Annotated in this window: 12 protein-coding genes; 7 read left to right on the top strand and 5 right to left on the bottom strand. The window is 72.6% G+C overall.

The window, feature by feature from the left end:
* Positions 1-86 precede the first annotated feature (86 nt).
* The 6 genes from ACH4SL_RS23485 (at position 87) to acs (ending at position 7,139) form a co-directional block, all read left to right on the top strand.
* The gene (locus tag ACH4SL_RS23485) at positions 87-1,268 is read left to right on the top strand and encodes a sensor histidine kinase (RefSeq protein WP_398448620.1); all 1,182 of its coding nucleotides are present in this window, start codon (positions 87-89) and stop codon (positions 1,266-1,268) included.
* Positions 1,265-2,047 (top strand): LytR/AlgR family response regulator transcription factor, encoded by a 783-nt coding sequence (locus ACH4SL_RS23480; RefSeq protein WP_398448618.1) that lies wholly within the window; start codon positions 1,265-1,267, stop codon positions 2,045-2,047. The genes ACH4SL_RS23485 and ACH4SL_RS23480 overlap by 4 nt, the downstream gene beginning before the upstream one ends.
* Positions 2,044-2,538 (top strand): hypothetical protein, encoded by a 495-nt coding sequence (locus ACH4SL_RS23475; protein ID WP_398448616.1) that lies wholly within the window; start codon positions 2,044-2,046, stop codon positions 2,536-2,538. Before ACH4SL_RS23480 ends, ACH4SL_RS23475 begins: the two co-directional genes overlap by 4 nt.
* A complete protein-coding gene (locus ACH4SL_RS23470) occupies positions 2,535-4,310 on the top strand; it encodes a cation acetate symporter (RefSeq protein ID WP_398448614.1) in 1,776 nt (591 codons plus the stop codon). The genes ACH4SL_RS23475 and ACH4SL_RS23470 overlap by 4 nt, the downstream gene beginning before the upstream one ends.
* A 247-nt stretch (positions 4,311-4,557) precedes the next feature.
* Positions 4,558-5,178, top strand: coding sequence for an acetate uptake transporter (locus ACH4SL_RS23465; protein ID WP_398448612.1), 621 nt, complete (start codon positions 4,558-4,560; stop codon positions 5,176-5,178).
* Positions 5,178-7,139, top strand: a complete 1,962-nt coding sequence (gene acs / locus ACH4SL_RS23460) for an acetate--CoA ligase (protein ID WP_398448610.1) — start codon at positions 5,178-5,180, stop codon at positions 7,137-7,139. Before ACH4SL_RS23465 ends, acs begins: the two co-directional genes overlap by 1 nt.
* A 132-nt stretch (positions 7,140-7,271) precedes the next feature.
* Here acs and ACH4SL_RS23455 read toward each other — a convergent pair whose 3' ends face one another.
* From ACH4SL_RS23455 to ACH4SL_RS23440, 4 genes are all read right to left on the bottom strand, one after another.
* On the bottom strand, positions 7,272-8,519 hold the full coding sequence (locus ACH4SL_RS23455) for a cellulose binding domain-containing protein (protein WP_398448608.1): 1,248 nt from the start codon (positions 8,517-8,519) through the stop codon (positions 7,272-7,274).
* Between the two features lie 185 nt (positions 8,520-8,704).
* Complete coding sequence (locus ACH4SL_RS23450; RefSeq protein ID WP_398448606.1) at positions 8,705-9,625, bottom strand: carbohydrate ABC transporter permease; 921 nt, start codon at positions 9,623-9,625, stop codon at positions 8,705-8,707.
* A complete protein-coding gene (locus ACH4SL_RS23445) occupies positions 9,622-10,638 on the bottom strand; it encodes a carbohydrate ABC transporter permease (RefSeq protein ID WP_398448604.1) in 1,017 nt (338 codons plus the stop codon). Before ACH4SL_RS23445 ends, ACH4SL_RS23450 begins: the two co-directional genes overlap by 4 nt.
* The gene (locus ACH4SL_RS23440; RefSeq protein ID WP_398448602.1) at positions 10,635-12,002 is read right to left on the bottom strand and encodes an ABC transporter substrate-binding protein; all 1,368 of its coding nucleotides are present in this window, start codon (positions 12,000-12,002) and stop codon (positions 10,635-10,637) included. The genes ACH4SL_RS23445 and ACH4SL_RS23440 overlap by 4 nt, the downstream gene beginning before the upstream one ends.
* Before the next feature lie 536 nt (positions 12,003-12,538).
* Here ACH4SL_RS23440 and ACH4SL_RS23435 point away from each other — a divergent pair.
* Entirely contained in the window at positions 12,539-13,540 is a 1,002-nt protein-coding gene (locus ACH4SL_RS23435; RefSeq protein ID WP_398448599.1) for a beta-ketoacyl-ACP synthase III, read from the top strand.
* A gap of 64 nt (positions 13,541-13,604) precedes the next feature.
* Here ACH4SL_RS23435 and ACH4SL_RS23430 read toward each other — a convergent pair whose 3' ends face one another.
* A complete protein-coding gene (locus ACH4SL_RS23430; RefSeq protein ID WP_398448597.1) occupies positions 13,605-14,615 on the bottom strand; it encodes a phosphotransferase family protein in 1,011 nt (336 codons plus the stop codon).
* Positions 14,616-14,647: the final 32 nt, after the last annotated feature.

Here is a 14,647-nt window from a genome sequence, read left to right as displayed (position 1 = left end):
GCGCGCACGGGGAGCGCGAGAAGCGCACCGAATCCGCCCCGACCGCACCCGTGACGTGATCGCGCTCCGGGCCGATAATTCCGCTCATGACGTCGGCGATCACCTGGGTATCCGTCACGCTGGTGATCACCGGCGCGGCCGCCGCGCTGTTCTGGCTGGTCCGCGGGCGCCGCACGTTCGGCACCCCGGTGGAGCGCGCCGCCTTCGCCGCACTGCACGAGGCCTCGCTCGCCGCCCCGCTGCTGCGCGACGGGCTCAACCCCGAGTCGGCCCGCAAGGCCGCGCGCCATCTGCGGGCGCTGCTGGCGACCCCGGCGCTCGCCGTGGTCGCCGACGGCGAGCTGCTGGCGTGGGACGGCGCCGGGCGCCGGCACGCGGCGCAGGCCGTCGCCCACACCGCGGACGCGATGGAGGCCGGCCGCCCCTGGCTGGTGCCGGTCGGCGCGATCGACTGCGCCGACCTGGACTGCCCGGTGCGCTCCGCCGTCGTGGTGCCGCTCGTCGTCGACGGCCTGGTGGTCGGCGCGCTCACCGTCTACGCCCGCCAGGTGTCCGCCGGGCTGGTACGGGCCGCGGGCGAGGTCGCGCACTGGGTCATCGCCCAGCTGGAACTGGCCGAGCTCGACCGCTCCCGCACCCGTATGGTCGAGGCGGAACTGCGCGCGCTGCGCGCCCAGATATCCCCGCACTTCGTCTACAACTCGCTCACCGCCATCGCGTCCTTCGTGCGCACCGACCCGGCCCGCGCCCGCGAGCTGCTGCTGGAGTTCGCCGAGCTGACGCGCTACAGCCTGCGCAAGCACGGCGAGTTCAGTACCCTCGCCGAGGAGCTGCGGTCGGTGGACCGGTATCTGCGGCTGGAACGCGCGCGTTTCGGCGCCCGGCTGCGGGTCGACCTGCTGATCGCCCCCGAGGTCCTGCCCGTCGCGGTGCCCTTCCTGTGCCTCCAGCCCATCGTGGAGAACGCGGTACGGCACGGCCTGGGCCCCAAGGCGACCCCGGGGCTCATCACCATCAGGGCCGAGGACGCCGGCGCGGAGTGCCGGATCAGCGTGGAGGACGACGGCGTGGGCATGGACCCCGAGGAGGTACGGCTCCAGCTCGCGGGCGAGGCGGAGGGCGACTCGCTGGGCCTGGGCAACGTCGACGAACGGCTGCGCGCGGTCTTCGGCGACGACTACGGGCTCGTCGTGGAGACCGCGCCGGGCGCCGGGACCAAGGTCAACGTCCGGGTGCCGAAGTACCGGAACGGAGTGCACGCCTCATGAGACCCCTGCGGATCCTCGCCGTGGACGACGAGCCGCCCGCCCTGGACGACCTCAGCTACCTGCTGCGCGGGGACCACCGGGTCGGCCGGGTGCTGGCCGCCGACAGCAGCGCCGCGGCCCTGCGGCTGCTGGAGGCCGAGCCCGTCGACGCGGTCTTCTGCGACATCCGCATGCCCGGCCTGGACGGTCTCGACCTGGTCCGGGTGCTCGGCCGCTTCGCCCACCCGCCCGCGGTCGTCTTCGTCACCGCCTACGAGGACTTCGCCGTCGACGCCTTCGCCCTCAAGGCCTGCGACTACCTCCTCAAACCCGTCGGCGGCGAGCGCCTCGCCGAGGCGGTGCGGCGGGTCGCCGCGCTGCTGGACGCGCCCGCGGAGCCGCGCGACGAGCCCCGCGAGGAGCGGACCGCCGAGCGCCGCGCCCCCGGCCCCGAGCGCATACCCGTCGACCTCGGCGGGGTCACGCGCTTCGTCTCCCGCGACGACGTCGCCTATGTCGAGGCCCAGGGCGACTACGTCCGGCTGCACACCGCGGGCCGCGCACCGCTGGTCCGGGTGCCGCTCGCGGTGCTCGCCGAACGCTGGGAGCCGCACGGATTCCTGCGCATCCACCGCAGCTTCCTCGTCTCGCTGCGGCACGTCGAGGAGCTGCGCTCGGACGCCGGGCACTGGACCGTACGCGTCGCGGGCACCGAACTGCCCGTCAGCCGCCGCCACACCCGCCAGCTGCGGGACGTGCTGGTGCGCTGGGCGCCCGCGCCCGGACCGGACACCGTATGACCGGCGGGCAGGGCGAGGCGCCCCAGGCGGCGCGCCGGGTCGCCGTCTCCGCGCCGCGCCGGCACCGCGCCGGCGGCTACTCCGCCCGCGCCCGCGCCGCCGACCTGCACGCACAGCCGCAGCTCGGCCAGGTCTACGTGCGCTCCCTGGTGCGCAACCAGCTGCGGCTCGCCCTCGGCGTGCTGGCCGTGCTCGGCGCGGTGCTCGGCGGGCTGCCGGCCGCCTTCGCGCTGCTGCCCGGACTGCGCACGGCGACCGTCCTCGGGATCCGGCTGCCCTGGCTGCTGCTGGGCGTCGTGGCCTACCCGCTGCTGGTGGGTGCGGCCGCCTTCCACGTCCGGCACGCCGAGCGCGTGGAGCGGGACTTCACCGACCTGCTGGGCGGCCCGGACCCCGCGGAGCCCCGGCCCGCGCCCGAGCGGCGACCGGACGACCGGGACGGCACGGACGGCACGGAGCCGCCGTACGAACCGCCGCGCGCCGCCCGGTGAACCCGGGCCTGGGCCTGGCCGCCCTCGCCGTCGTACTGGTCGCCACCGCCGCCTTCGGCATCTACGGCCTGCGGCTGTCGCGCGCCACCTCGGACTTCTACGTCGCCTCCCGCGAGGTCTCCCCGCTGTGGAACGCCGCGGCGATCGGCGGCGAGTACCTCTCGGCGGCCTCCTTCCTGGGCGTCGCCGGGCTCGTCATGGCCTACGGCGTGGACATGCTGGCCTACCCGGTCGGCTACACCGCCGGGTATCTGGTGCTGCTCCTGCTGGTCGCCGCGCCGCTGCGGCGCTCGGGCGCGTACACCCTGCCGGACTTCGCCGAGGAGCGCCTCGGCTCGGTCGCGGTGCGCCGGGTGGCCGCGGTGCTGGTCGCGGTCATCGCGTGGCTGTATCTGGTGCCGCAGCTGCAGGGGGCGGGCCTGACACTGGAGACGGTGACGGGCGCGCCGCGCTGGACGGGGGCGCTCGTCGTCGCCGTGGTGGTGGTCGGGGTCGCGGCGGCGGGCGGCATGCGCTCGGTCACGCTCGTGCAGGGCTTCCAGTTCTGGCTGAAGCTCACCGCTATCGCCGTGCCCGTCGTCTTCCTGGTGCTGGCCTGGCGCTCGGCCGGCGCCCCCGCCCTGACCGGCCCCGACGTCCCGCGCTTCCACGGCGCCACCGTCGTACGCCTCCAGGACGCGGTGCGCTTCGACGTCACCACACCGGTGACGGTACGCGTCTCCGGCACCCTCGACGGCAGGACGTACGCCGCCGGGCCCGCGGCCCCCGGCACCGTGACGCTCGGCAAGGGCGAGCACACCGCGTCCGGCGGCACCGCGCTGACCTTCCCGGGCGGCGCGCCCGTCCCGCACCGCCACGGGCTCACCCCCGCCACCGGCGCGAGCTGGGCCAACCCGCTGTCCGGCGCGGGGGGCAGGTCCCACCCGCTGTACGCGCTCTACTCGATCCTGCTCGCCACCCTGCTCGGCACCATGGGCCTGCCGCACGTCCTGGTCCGCTTCTACACCAACCCCGACGGCCGGGCCGCCCGCCGGACCACCCTGCTGGTGCTCGTCCTGCTCAGCGCCTTCTACCTGCTGCCGACCGTCTACGGGGCGCTCGGCCGGGTGCTGGCGCCGCAACTGCTGCTCACCGGGCAGACCGACACCGCCGTGCTGGTGCTGCCGCAGCTCACGCAGGCCGGGGAGGGCGGCCGGCTGCTGGCCGCGCTCGCCACCGCGGGCGCCTTCGCCGCCTTCGTGTCCACCGCCTCGGGCCTGACCGTGTCGGTGGCCGGCGTGGTGTCGCAGGACCTGCTGCACGGCTCCAAGCGCGGCTTCCGCTGGGCCTCGCTGGTCGCGGGGGTGCCACCGCTGGTGATGGCCACCGCGACCGACGGGCTGCCGGTCGCCGACGCGATCGGGCTGGCCTTCGCGGTGGCCGCGTCGTCCTTCTGCCCGCTGCTGGTGCTGGGCATCTGGTGGCGCGGGCTGACCGACCGCGGGGCGCTGCTCGGGCTCGTCGCCGGGGGCGGGCTGGCCGCCGTCGCGGTGGTGCTCACCAGCGTCCGGGGGCCGGGCAGCGGCTGGAGCGCCGCGCTGCTGGAGCAGCCCGCGGCCTGGACGGTGCCGGTCGCCTTCGCCGTCATGGTCACGGTGTCGCTGCTGACCCGGCACCGCCTCTCACCGGCCGCGGTGGACCGGGTGATGCTGCGGATGCACCTGCCCGAGGAGGTCGGTTCCGGCCCGGCACCGCTGCCCGGCCCCCGCGCGTCGGCCGCCGAGCGCGCCTGAGGCCACCCGCCGCCGTACCGCCGGGCCCGCCGCCGTACCGCCCGGCGCACCGGGCCGACCGTTCACCGACCGCTCGCCGACCGCTGGTCGCACCGGGCGTACCGCCCGTCGTGCCGGGCGCACCGCTGGGCGAATGTCACCGACCGTAGCCTCCCCGCCCGTTGTCCGCGGACCTACGGTGTGCCGCGACCCGAAACGGTCAATTCCCTTACCGCCCTGCTGTACCTCGATGAGGAGGGAACCGCGGATGAGCACTTCTGCGCCCGCGCCCACGATCGCCGACCCCGGCCCGCTCGGTCTGGCCGGCTTCGCCGCCACCACATTCGTCCTGAGCTCCTTCAACGCCCACCTGATCGACGCGAGCCTGGAAGCCGTCGTGCTGCCGCTCGCGCTCTTCTACGGCGGGCTGGTCCAGCTGCTGGCGGGCATGTGGGAATTCCGCAAGGGCAACACCTTCGGGGCGACCGCCTTCTGCTCCTACGGCGCCTTCTGGCTGTCGTACGCCGGGTACGCGAAGTTCGTCGCGGGCGGGCTGCCCGCCGACACCGCGCACCAGGCGACCGGGCTCTTCCTCCTCATCTGGGCGATATTCACCGTCTACATGACCGTGGCCGCGCTGCGCACCAACGGCGCGCTGCTGGCCGTCTTCGTCGCCCTGTCGGTGACCTTCGTCCTGCTGACCGTCGCGGAGTTCGAGGAGTCGACCGGCATCACCAAGGTCGGCGGCTGGCTCGGCCTGGTCACCGCGGTCCTCGCCTGGTACGCGTCCTTCGCCGTGGTCACCAACAGCACCTGGAAGCGCGGGGTGCTGCCGCTGTTCGCGGCGGCGGACACCACGCAGGGCGGCCCGGTCGAGGGCGCTCACTGATGTCCGACGAGACACTGTCGAACCTGCTCAGGGAGGACCGGCGGTTCCCGCCGCCGGCCGCCCTGGCGGAGCACGCGAACGTCACGGCCGAGGCCTACGACGCGGCCGCCGCGGACGACGAGGCCTTCTGGGCCGAGCAGGCCGCCCGGCTGGACTGGGCCGAGCCCTGGACGCAGGTGCTGGACTGGAGCCGGGCGCCCTTCGCCCGCTGGTTCACCGGCGGCCGGCTCAACGTCGCCGAGAACTGCCTGGACCGGCACGTGGCGGCCGGCCTCGGCGACCGCGTCGCCTTCCACTGGGAGGGCGAGCCCGGCGACACCCGCACCCTGACCTACGCCGGCCTGAAGGACGAGGTCTGCCGCGCCGCCAACGCGCTGCTGTCGCTCGGTGTACGGGCCGGCGACCGGGTCGCGATCTACATGCCGATGATCCCCGAGACCGTCGTCGCGATGCTGGCCTGCGCCCGTATCGGCGCCCCGCACACGGTGGTCTTCGGCGGCTTCTCGGCCGAGGCGCTGGCCAGCCGCATCCTGGACTGCGACGCCCATGTGGTGATCACCGCCGACGGCGGCTACCGCAAGGGCGCCGCCTCCGCGCTCAAGCCCGCCGTGGACGAGGCGCTGGAGCAGTGCCCCGACGTGCACAGCGTGCTGGTCGTCCGGCGCACCGGCCAGGACGTCGGCTGGACCGAGGGCCGCGACGCGTGGTGGCACGACCTGGTCGACGCCGCGAGCGCCGAGCACACCCCCGAGGCGTTCGACAGCGAGCACCCGCTCTACATCATGTACACCTCGGGCACCACCGCCCGCCCCAAGGGCATCCTGCACACCACCGGCGGCTACCTCACCCAGGTCGCCTGGTCGCACTGGGCGGTCTTCGACATCAAGCCGGAGCGGGACGTCTACTGGACGGCCGCCGACATCGGCTGGGTGACCGGGCACTCGTACATCGTCTACGGCCCGCTCGCCAACGCCACGACGTCCGTCCTCTACGAGGGCACCCCCGACTCCCCGCACCAGGGCCGCTGGTGGGAGATCGTGCAGAAGTACAAGGTGACGATCCTCTACTGCGCCCCCACCGCGATCCGCACGTTCATGAAGTGGGGCGACGCGATCCCGGCGGGCTACGACCTCACGTCGCTGCGGCTGCTCGGCTCGGTCGGCGAGCCCATCAACCCCGAGGCGTGGGTCTGGTACCGCAGGGCCATCGGCGGCGACCGCACCCCGGTCGTCGACACCTGGTGGCAGACCGAGACCGGCGCCCACATGATCAGCCCGCTGCCCGGCGCGAGCACCTGCAAGCCCGGCTCGGCGCTGCGCGCGCTGCCCGGCGTGTCCGCGGAGGTCGTGGACGACCAGGGCGAGCCGGTGCCCAACGGCTCGGGCGGCTACCTGGTGCTCACCCGCCCGTGGCCGTCGATGCTGCGCACCATCTGGGGCGACGAGCAGCGCTACGTCGACACGTACTGGTCCCGCTTCCCGGGCCGCTACTTCGCCGGGGACGGCGCCAAGAAGGACGACGACGGCGACATCTGGCTGCTCGGCCGGGTCGACGACGTCATGAACGTCTCGGGGCACCGCATCTCCACCACCGAGGTCGAGTCGGCCCTGGTGTCGCACCCGCTGGTCGCCGAGGCCGCCGTCGTCGGCGCGGCCGACGCGACGACCGGGCAGGGCATCGTCGCCTTCGTGATCCTGCGCGGCGACGCCGAGCAGGGCGCGGCGCAGGACCCGGCGGCCGAACTGCGGGCCCACGTCGGCCGGGAGATCGGGCCGATCGCCCGGCCGCGGCAGATCCTGGTCGTCGCCGAACTGCCCAAGACCCGCTCCGGCAAGATCATGCGCCGGCTGCTCCGGGACATCGCGGAGAACCGCGAGCTCGGTGACGTGACGACGCTGACCGACTCCTCGGTGATGGACGCCATCCGGGAGCGGCTGCCGGACACACCCGACGGCTCCTGACCCCTTCCCCGCGTCACCCGGGAGCCGTGGCCCCCCGGGCGGACCCGTACGGGGGCTCGCCCGGGGAAGAGGCGTGGGAGGCCGACCCGTTACGGGGGCGGGCCGGCCTCCCACGCTTTCGCGCGGACGGTGTCAGCAGCCGATCGGCGAGGTGCCCACGGCGACGTCGTCGAACCACAGCGTGTCGTCACCGGTGCCGTAGCTCTCCCAGCCGAAGCGCAGCGCGGTCGGCCGCGGCGGCGTGGTGCGCGAGAGCCACTGCTGGTCGATGTCCGCGGTCGGCACGCCGTCCACCCGCAGACCCGCCACGTCCTGGTCGTTCAGCCACGTCTCCAGGTTCGGCGACGTGGTGCCGATGGCGAACCGCAGGCACTGCCAGCTGCCGGTCGGCAGCGGGGCGCTGAGCGCCACGCCCGCCGGGCTCTGGGCGGGCAGCGTCGCGTCGTCCGTCTCGCGGTTCCACTGCAGGGCGCCGTTCTGGCCGCCGATCCGCAGCGCCTTGCCGGACTGCGAGGAGTCGGGCATCGACACGAAGGCCACGTGCGCGGCCGGCAGCGCGGTGGTGTGCCGCACCCACATCCGCACGTACACCGTCGGGCCCACCGAGGACAGGTCCTGGGTGCTGGCGACGAACATGTGGTTGCAGTAGCCGGCGTGGCCGTCCACCCGGATCGAGCGGCTGCCGCTGTGCGCGACGGAGGTGTCGACGGTCGCGGTGCCGCTGCCCGAGCAGTCCGGCGCCGCGGTCGTCCACTGGCCGGACGGCGTGCTGCCGGTCTGGTCCTCGAAGCCCGAGCAGATCACCGCGCCCGAGCAGCCGGCCGGCGGAGCGGTGGTCGGCGGCGTGGTGGGCGGGGTCGTCGGGGGAGTGGTCGGAGGTGTCGTGGGCGGAGTGGTCGGCGGGGTGGTGGGGGGCGTCGTCGGGGGAGTGGTGGGCGGCTGGGTCGGCGGCGTGCCGTCTGCCGTGCACGCGGTGCCGTTGAAGGTGATCACCGTCGGCGACGGGTCGGCCGAGCTCCAGGTGCCCTGCACCCCGAAGTCGGCGTGGCCGTTGGTCGGGACGGACGCGTTGTAACCGGCGTCCTTCGCGGTGACGGCCGCGCCGCTCTGGGAGACGGTGGCGTTCCAGCCCGAGGTGATGTGCTGGTCGCCCTGGTAGCTCCAGTTCGCGGTCCAGCCGTTCACGGCCGGGCCGAGGTTGGTGATCGAGACCTGCGCGGTGAAGCCGCCGGCCCATTCGTTGACGGTGTACGTCATCGAGCAGCCGGCCGCGGCGCCGTGGGCGGCGGGCAGCGCCACCAGGGCGGGCAGCAGCAGCGCGACCGCGGCCACCGGCCACAGCCACGGTCTGACGAGTAACCGACGCGAGGATGCGCGCACGGGGGGACCTCCTGGACATGTGGGGGGAGTTGCTGCTCGCCGTAGGGCATCCGCACGCCGGGTGGCATCCGGATGCCGTATGGGAGCGCTCCCACACTATGGAAGGGGCCCAACACCCTGTCAATGCCGCGTGCGCGGGTGCCCGTCCGTCCGGACGGGCACCCGCGCACGCGGGGCAGCAGCCGTCAGCCCTTGCTGGAACCCAGCGACAGGCCGGCGATGAACTGCTTCTGGAGGCAGATGTATACGACCAGGGTCGGCACGGCGGCGATGAGCGCCGCCGCCGCGATCATGTTCTGGTTGCTGACGAACTGCCCCTGGAGGTTGGCCAGCGCCGAGGTCACCGGCCGCTTGTCGCCCGACGACATCAGGGTGATCGCCCAGAAGAAGTCGTTGTAGATCCAGGTGGTCAGCAGGGTCGCCAGCGCCGCGAGCGCCGGGCGGCACAGCGGCAGCGTGAGCCGCCAGAAGCGCGTCCACAGCGAGGCGCCGTCCACCAGCGCGGCCTCGTACATCTCGTCCGGCACCGCGCGCATGTAGTTGCTCAGCACGAAGACGCAGAAGCCCAGCTGGAAGGCCACGTTGATGGCGACCAGACCGAAGATCGAGTTGTACATCAGGCCGCTGTCGCTCAGGAAGTGCGGCAGGGTGATCTTCAGGTACATCCGGTACAGCGGGGTGATGATGACCTGCTGCGGCAGCAGGTTGCCCGCCGTGAACAGGATCAGCAGCGCGATGTTGACCTTGACGTTGATCTTGCTCAGCACGAAGGCCACGCCGGACGCCAGGGCCAGCACGATGATCACCGAGGGGACGGTGATCAGCACCGAGTTCCAGAAGAAGTGCAGCATGTCCGACTGGGTCCACGCGTCACTGAAGTTCTTGAACGTCAGATGGTGCGGCATCGAGACATAGCCGTACTTGCGGGTGTCGGAGTACGGCCGGACCGCCACGTACAGCGCGAACGCGATCGGCAGCAGCCACAGCACGCAGGACACGATGAGGAAGACCTGCGAGGCCGCCTGGCCCCACGGCCGGGTCCTCCGGCGGCCGGGCGCGGACGGGCGTGCCGCCTTGGCCGGCCGGGTGAGGGCTTCGGTCGTCATGGTGCTTCCTCCCGGCGGAACGTCTGGTAGAGGAACACCGAGATCGGGACCAGCGAGATGACCAGCAGCACGACACCCAGCGCGGAGCCGAAGCCGACCCGCTGGGTCTCGCCGACGATGTTCGAGGTGACCAGCACCGACAGCAGTTCCAGGCCGTTGATGCCCTTGTTGGTGATGTAGACCAGGTCGAAGGCGCGCAGCGACTCGATGACCGTGACCACCATCACGACGATGTTGATCGGCTTCATCACCGGGAAGACCACCCGCCAGAAGGTCTGCCAGGCGTTGGCGCCGTCCATCCGCGCGGCTTCGCGCAGCGTCGGGTCGACGGCCTTGAGCCCTGCCAGGTAGAGCACCATCACATAGCCGGCCTGCCGCCAGGTCGCCTCGACCAGCACCGCCCACAGATTGAGGTGCGGATTGCCGAGCCAGTCGATGGCGTTGTCGTTGCCGTTGCGCCCGATGACGGTGTTGATCAGGCCGAAGTTCTGCGAGTAGACGAACTCCCAGATGATGCCGACCAGCGCGAGCGACAGCATCACCGGCAGGAACAGGATGCTCTGGTACATCCGGCTGCCCTTGATGCCGCGGTCGATGACCACGGCGAAGAGCATGCCCAGCGGGGTCGCGATGAGCACGAAGACCGCCAGCCAGATGAGGTTGTGGCGGACCGCGGGCCAGAACTCCGGGTAGATCGAGGTGGCCTGGTGGTAGTTCTGGATGCCGTACCAGCAGCCGTTGTTGAGGATCGACGGCACGTTGGGCTTGCAGGTCTCGCTGTGCAGGCTGCCCACGCCGTTCCACTTGGTGAACGACAGCAGCACGGTGCCGATCGCCGGGAACCACACGAAGGCCAGGTCCAGCAGCAGCGGGATCCCCAGCAGCAGCGCGACCACCACGCGGTCGCGCCGGGTGAGTTTGCGGACGCCGCCGCGGCGGCGGCGCGGGGACGGGGCGGCGGCGGCCCCGTCCCGCACCGCTGCCGCGGTGTCCGCAGCGGACGTCTCGGTCATGAGGTGTAGATCGACTTCGCCTGAGCCTCGGCGCTCTTCTGCAGCTTGGCGATGTTGCCCGTGCTCGGGTCGTCGATGAACTTCTGGATGATGGAGATCATCGCGTTCGCCATGGCCGGGTCGGAGTCGCGGTCCATGAACTGGGCGACCGACTTGCACTTGCCGATCACCTCGACCGACTTCTTCTGGATCGCGTTGTACGTCGGCACCTGGAGGCCGTTGGCCAGGCCGACGTCCCACTGGTCGGTCTTGAGGTACGCGGCCTCGGCCGGGCCGGTGCCGATGTACTCCAGGATCGCCTTGGCGGCCTCGGGGTTCTTGGCCTTCTTGCTGAGCATGAAGCCGTCGGTGGGGGCGTCCATGTAGTCCTGGCCCCACTTGGGGTTCACCGAGGGGAAGGTGAAGAAGTCCAGGTCGTCCAGGTTCGCCTTGTCGGTCACGTACTGCGCGGCGACCTGGTTGGTGCCCTGGAACATCATGCCGGCCTGCTTGGTCTCCAGCGTCTTGGCCGCGTCCTGCCAGATCCGGCCGTTGGCGCCGGTCTGCAGGTAGGGCATCAGCTCGGCCCAGTGCTGGAAGACGGTGGCGACGCCCGCGTCGGTCCACGGGATCTCGTGCTTCATCAGCTTGATGTGGTAGTCGTAGCCGTTGATGCGCATGTTGAGGATGTCGAACGTCCCCAGCGCGGGCCAGCCGTCCTTGTCGCCGAAGGCGATCGGCACCAGGCCGTCCGTCTTCATCTTCTTGGCGAGCGCGATGTACTCGTCCCACGTGGTCGGGACGGCGTAGCCGCGCTTGGTGAACTCGCTCTTGTTGTAGAAGACCACCCAGGGGTAGTTGTAGAGCGGCACCAGGTACTTCTTGCCGTCCAGGCCGGTGGACAGCTGCTTGGCGGAGTCGCTGAAGTTGCCGCCGATCTTGTCCCAGACGTCGTCGATCGGCTGTGCGAGGTTCTGCGCGGCGAAGTACTGCATGCGGTAGCCGGCGAACCAGGTGAACAGGTCGTCCGGGGTGCCCTGCAGGTAGCTGGTGATGTTCTGCTGGAAGGTGTTGTGGTCGACCGTGTTGATCTTCACCTTCACCTGCGAGGACGCCGTGGCCCCGGCCGTGAGGGCGGCGAACGCGGTCTTGGCGGCCGGGTCGGAGTAGTTCGACCCGAAGGTGACGGTGCTGCCCGCGACCGGCTTGCCGGAGTCGCCGCTCTTGCTGCTGTCGTCAGAGGAGTCGGAGCTGCTGCACGCCGTCAGCAGCCCGCCGGACACAGCCGCGAGCCCCGCGGCGCCGGCCGCGCCCCTGAGCAGGTTCCTCCGGGTCGGGGACGGGCTGCTGCCCGCATCGGTACCCGACGTCTCGACGTCCGACATGGTGCCTCCATGTGTGTGTGGGCGCTTATAGGGGACTTGTGGGAGAGCTGAAGGCGAAATGCTGACGGAGCGGAGGCTCTCACGGGTCCGTGGGCCCGAGCCGTTTCCAACAGAAGTCACCAAGATGAAACGCCATCGCAACTGCAGGGTAGTTCTACGCCACATGCAGATGGCCGTCAACGCCTAATTCCTGATGCGTTGCCGGACCGTGATGTCCCCTGCGTGTTGAAACATGTTCGCTTCGGTTGGCATTGCCGCCGCTGTGCCCCACAGCCGCCGTACGCCCCCTGGCGGGCCCCTGGCGGCCCTCCCGCGAGGTGCCCGGCCCCGGCCGCCTCCGGCGGCGCGAACCGGGCGTCCCGGCAGCGGACATGGCGGGCGCCGGGACGGGTGGCCGGGCTTCGTCCCCGCGATCTACGCGCGCCATAGAATAGGGTGCGGCGGCCGGCGGCCGGCGGCGGGCGCCGGGACCGCGCAGACCACACCCCCGGTACCGTGATCCGATCCGTACCGGCCCACCGGCCTGAAAGGCTCACATGAAAGCTGAGATCGCGGAGTCCGCCGGTGCGCGGCACGCCCGGATCCTCGGAGTCGGCTCCTACCGCCCGCGCCGGGTCGTCGGCAACGACGAGGTGTGCGCGCACATCGACTCGACCGACGAGTGGATCCGCTCCAGGACCGGCATCGTCACCCGCCGCTGGGCCGGACCGGACGAGACCCTCGGCGTCATGGCCGAGCAGGCCGCGAGCAAGGCCGTCGCGGCGGCCGGCATCACCCCCGCCGACATCGGCCTGGTGATCGCGGCGACCTTCACGCACCTGAAGCAGACGCCCGCGATCGCCACCGAGATCGGCCACCGGATCGGTGCGGTGGGCGCGGCCGGCTTCGACATCTCGGCGGGCTGCGCCGGATTCGTGCACGGCCTCGCGCTCGCCTCGGACGCGGTGCGCTCGCGCGGCGGCCATGTGCTGGTCGTCGGCGTCGAACGGATGACCGACATCCTCGACCTGACCGACCGCTCGACCGCGTTCATCTTCGGCGACGGCGCCGGGGCGTGCGTCGTCGGCCCGTCCGACACCCCCGGGATCGGCCCGGTGGTGTGGGGCGCGGACGGCTCGCAGGCCGACGCGATCACCCAGAGCGTGCCGTGGGACGCGCTGCGCACCGACCCGCAGCAGCCTTTCCCCGCCCTGCGCCAGGAGGGCCAGCGGGTCTTCCGCTGGGCGGTGTACGAGGTGTCCAAGGTCGCGGTGCGCGGGCTGGAGGCGGCCGGGCTGACCGTGGACGACCTGGACGCGTTCGTCCCGCACCAGGCCAACGAGCGCATCATCGACGCCATGACCCGCTCCATCGGCCTGCCCGCCCGGGTCGCCGTCGCCAAGGACATCGTCACCACCGGCAACACCTCGGGCGCGTCCATCCCGCTGGCCATGGACGCCCTGCTCGCCTCGGGCGCGGCCGTCTCCGGCGACACCGCCCTGCTGCTGGGCTACGGCTCGGGCCTGTCGTACGCCGCCATGGTCGCCGAGCTGCCCTGACACGGGTCCGGCCGCCGGAGGCGCGGGGTACGGGGCGGTTGCCCCGCACCCCGCACCGGCCGGCTCAGCTCCCCGCCGCGACCGCGTCGAGCGCCGCCGACAGCCGGGGGCCGGCGAATTCCCGCACCCACGCCAGGTGCTCGCCGCCGGTGCCGCGGGGCACCACCTCCACCAGCATGATCAGGTAGAGGTAGCACCGGTAGAGCGCGAGCCGCACGCGTGCGGCCGTGTCGAAGGAGGTACGCCCGCCCGCCGCGCCGTAGCCGGCGAGGAAGGCGGGATCGTCCTCCAGGTGGCCGAAGAACAGCGACAGCGACGGGAAGTCCGCGAGCGGGTCGCCCCAGAACATCCGCTCCCCGTCGATCAGCGCGGCAACCGTACGCGCCCCCGGCTCACCGTCCAGCAGCACATTGCCCGACCACAGGTCGAAGTGCACCAGCACCGGCCGCGTCACCTCGGCCAGCGCCGCCGCGCCGCCGGCGAGCACCGCGCGGATCTCCGCGGCCGGGCGCGGCAGCCACGGGCCGTACGTGTCGGCGTCGGCCAGCAGCGCGTCCGTCATCGCCGCGAAGGCGGCCGGCCAGTCGGCGGCGAGCGGGGCGAAGCCCTGCGCGGGGTAGCCGAAGCCGGCGTCGCCGTGCACCGTGTGCAGCCGGCCCACCAGGCGGCCCAGCTCGCCCAGCAGCCGCTCGTGCTCGCCGGGCGCCATCGCGTCGGCGACGCCGTTCCACGCCACGCCGGGGGAGTGGGTCATCACCAGGAAGGGCGGGGCGCCCGCGCCCTCGCGCCACTCGGTGTGCACCACCCGCGGCGCGGGGACGCCGACCGCGGCGGCGTGCTCGTAGAACAGCGCTTCACCGCGCAGCAGTTCCGCCTCGTAGCGCAGCCGCGGGGTGCCCTCCGGCGGCGGCACCTTCAGCACCAGCCGGTCCCCGCCGGCCAGGCCGACCGAGAAGAGCGCGTTGTACGAGCCGCCGGGTATCCGGTCGCGCGAGACGACCTGCCCGGCCCCGATCCCGGCGCGGGCCAGCAGCCCGTCCACCGCCTCGTCCGTCACCGTGTGCGCGGCCGCCATGTGGCCCCCTCCTTCGTCGCCGATGGCACCCT

The organism is Streptomyces sp. NPDC021020 (genome assembly GCF_044333285.1).
Classification (GTDB): Bacteria; Actinomycetota; Actinomycetes; order Streptomycetales; family Streptomycetaceae; genus Actinacidiphila.
The sequence above is the reverse complement of the archived record's forward strand: the minus strand, read 5'-3'. Positions and strand labels throughout refer to the sequence as shown.

What these genes read in the sequence shown, in the direction of transcription:
- ACH4SL_RS23440 (WP_398448602.1), bottom strand. Translation starts at nt 12,002, where the DNA reads ATGTCGGACGTCGAGACGTCGGGTACCGATGCGGGCAGCAGCCCGTCC.
- ACH4SL_RS23430 (WP_398448597.1), bottom strand. Translation starts at nt 14,615, where the DNA reads ATGGCGGCCGCGCACACGGTGACGGACGAGGCGGTGGACGGGCTGCTG.
- ACH4SL_RS23465 (WP_398448612.1), top strand. Translation starts at nt 4,558, where the DNA reads ATGAGCACTTCTGCGCCCGCGCCCACGATCGCCGACCCCGGCCCGCTC.
- ACH4SL_RS23485 (WP_398448620.1), top strand. Translation starts at nt 87, where the DNA reads ATGACGTCGGCGATCACCTGGGTATCCGTCACGCTGGTGATCACCGGC.
- ACH4SL_RS23480 (WP_398448618.1), top strand. Translation starts at nt 1,265, where the DNA reads ATGAGACCCCTGCGGATCCTCGCCGTGGACGACGAGCCGCCCGCCCTG.
- ACH4SL_RS23445 (WP_398448604.1), bottom strand. Translation starts at nt 10,638, where the DNA reads ATGACCGAGACGTCCGCTGCGGACACCGCGGCAGCGGTGCGGGACGGG.
- ACH4SL_RS23450 (WP_398448606.1), bottom strand. Translation starts at nt 9,625, where the DNA reads ATGACGACCGAAGCCCTCACCCGGCCGGCCAAGGCGGCACGCCCGTCC.
- ACH4SL_RS23435 (WP_398448599.1), top strand. Translation starts at nt 12,539, where the DNA reads ATGAAAGCTGAGATCGCGGAGTCCGCCGGTGCGCGGCACGCCCGGATC.
- acs (WP_398448610.1), top strand. Translation starts at nt 5,178, where the DNA reads ATGTCCGACGAGACACTGTCGAACCTGCTCAGGGAGGACCGGCGGTTC.
- ACH4SL_RS23475 (WP_398448616.1), top strand. Translation starts at nt 2,044, where the DNA reads ATGACCGGCGGGCAGGGCGAGGCGCCCCAGGCGGCGCGCCGGGTCGCC.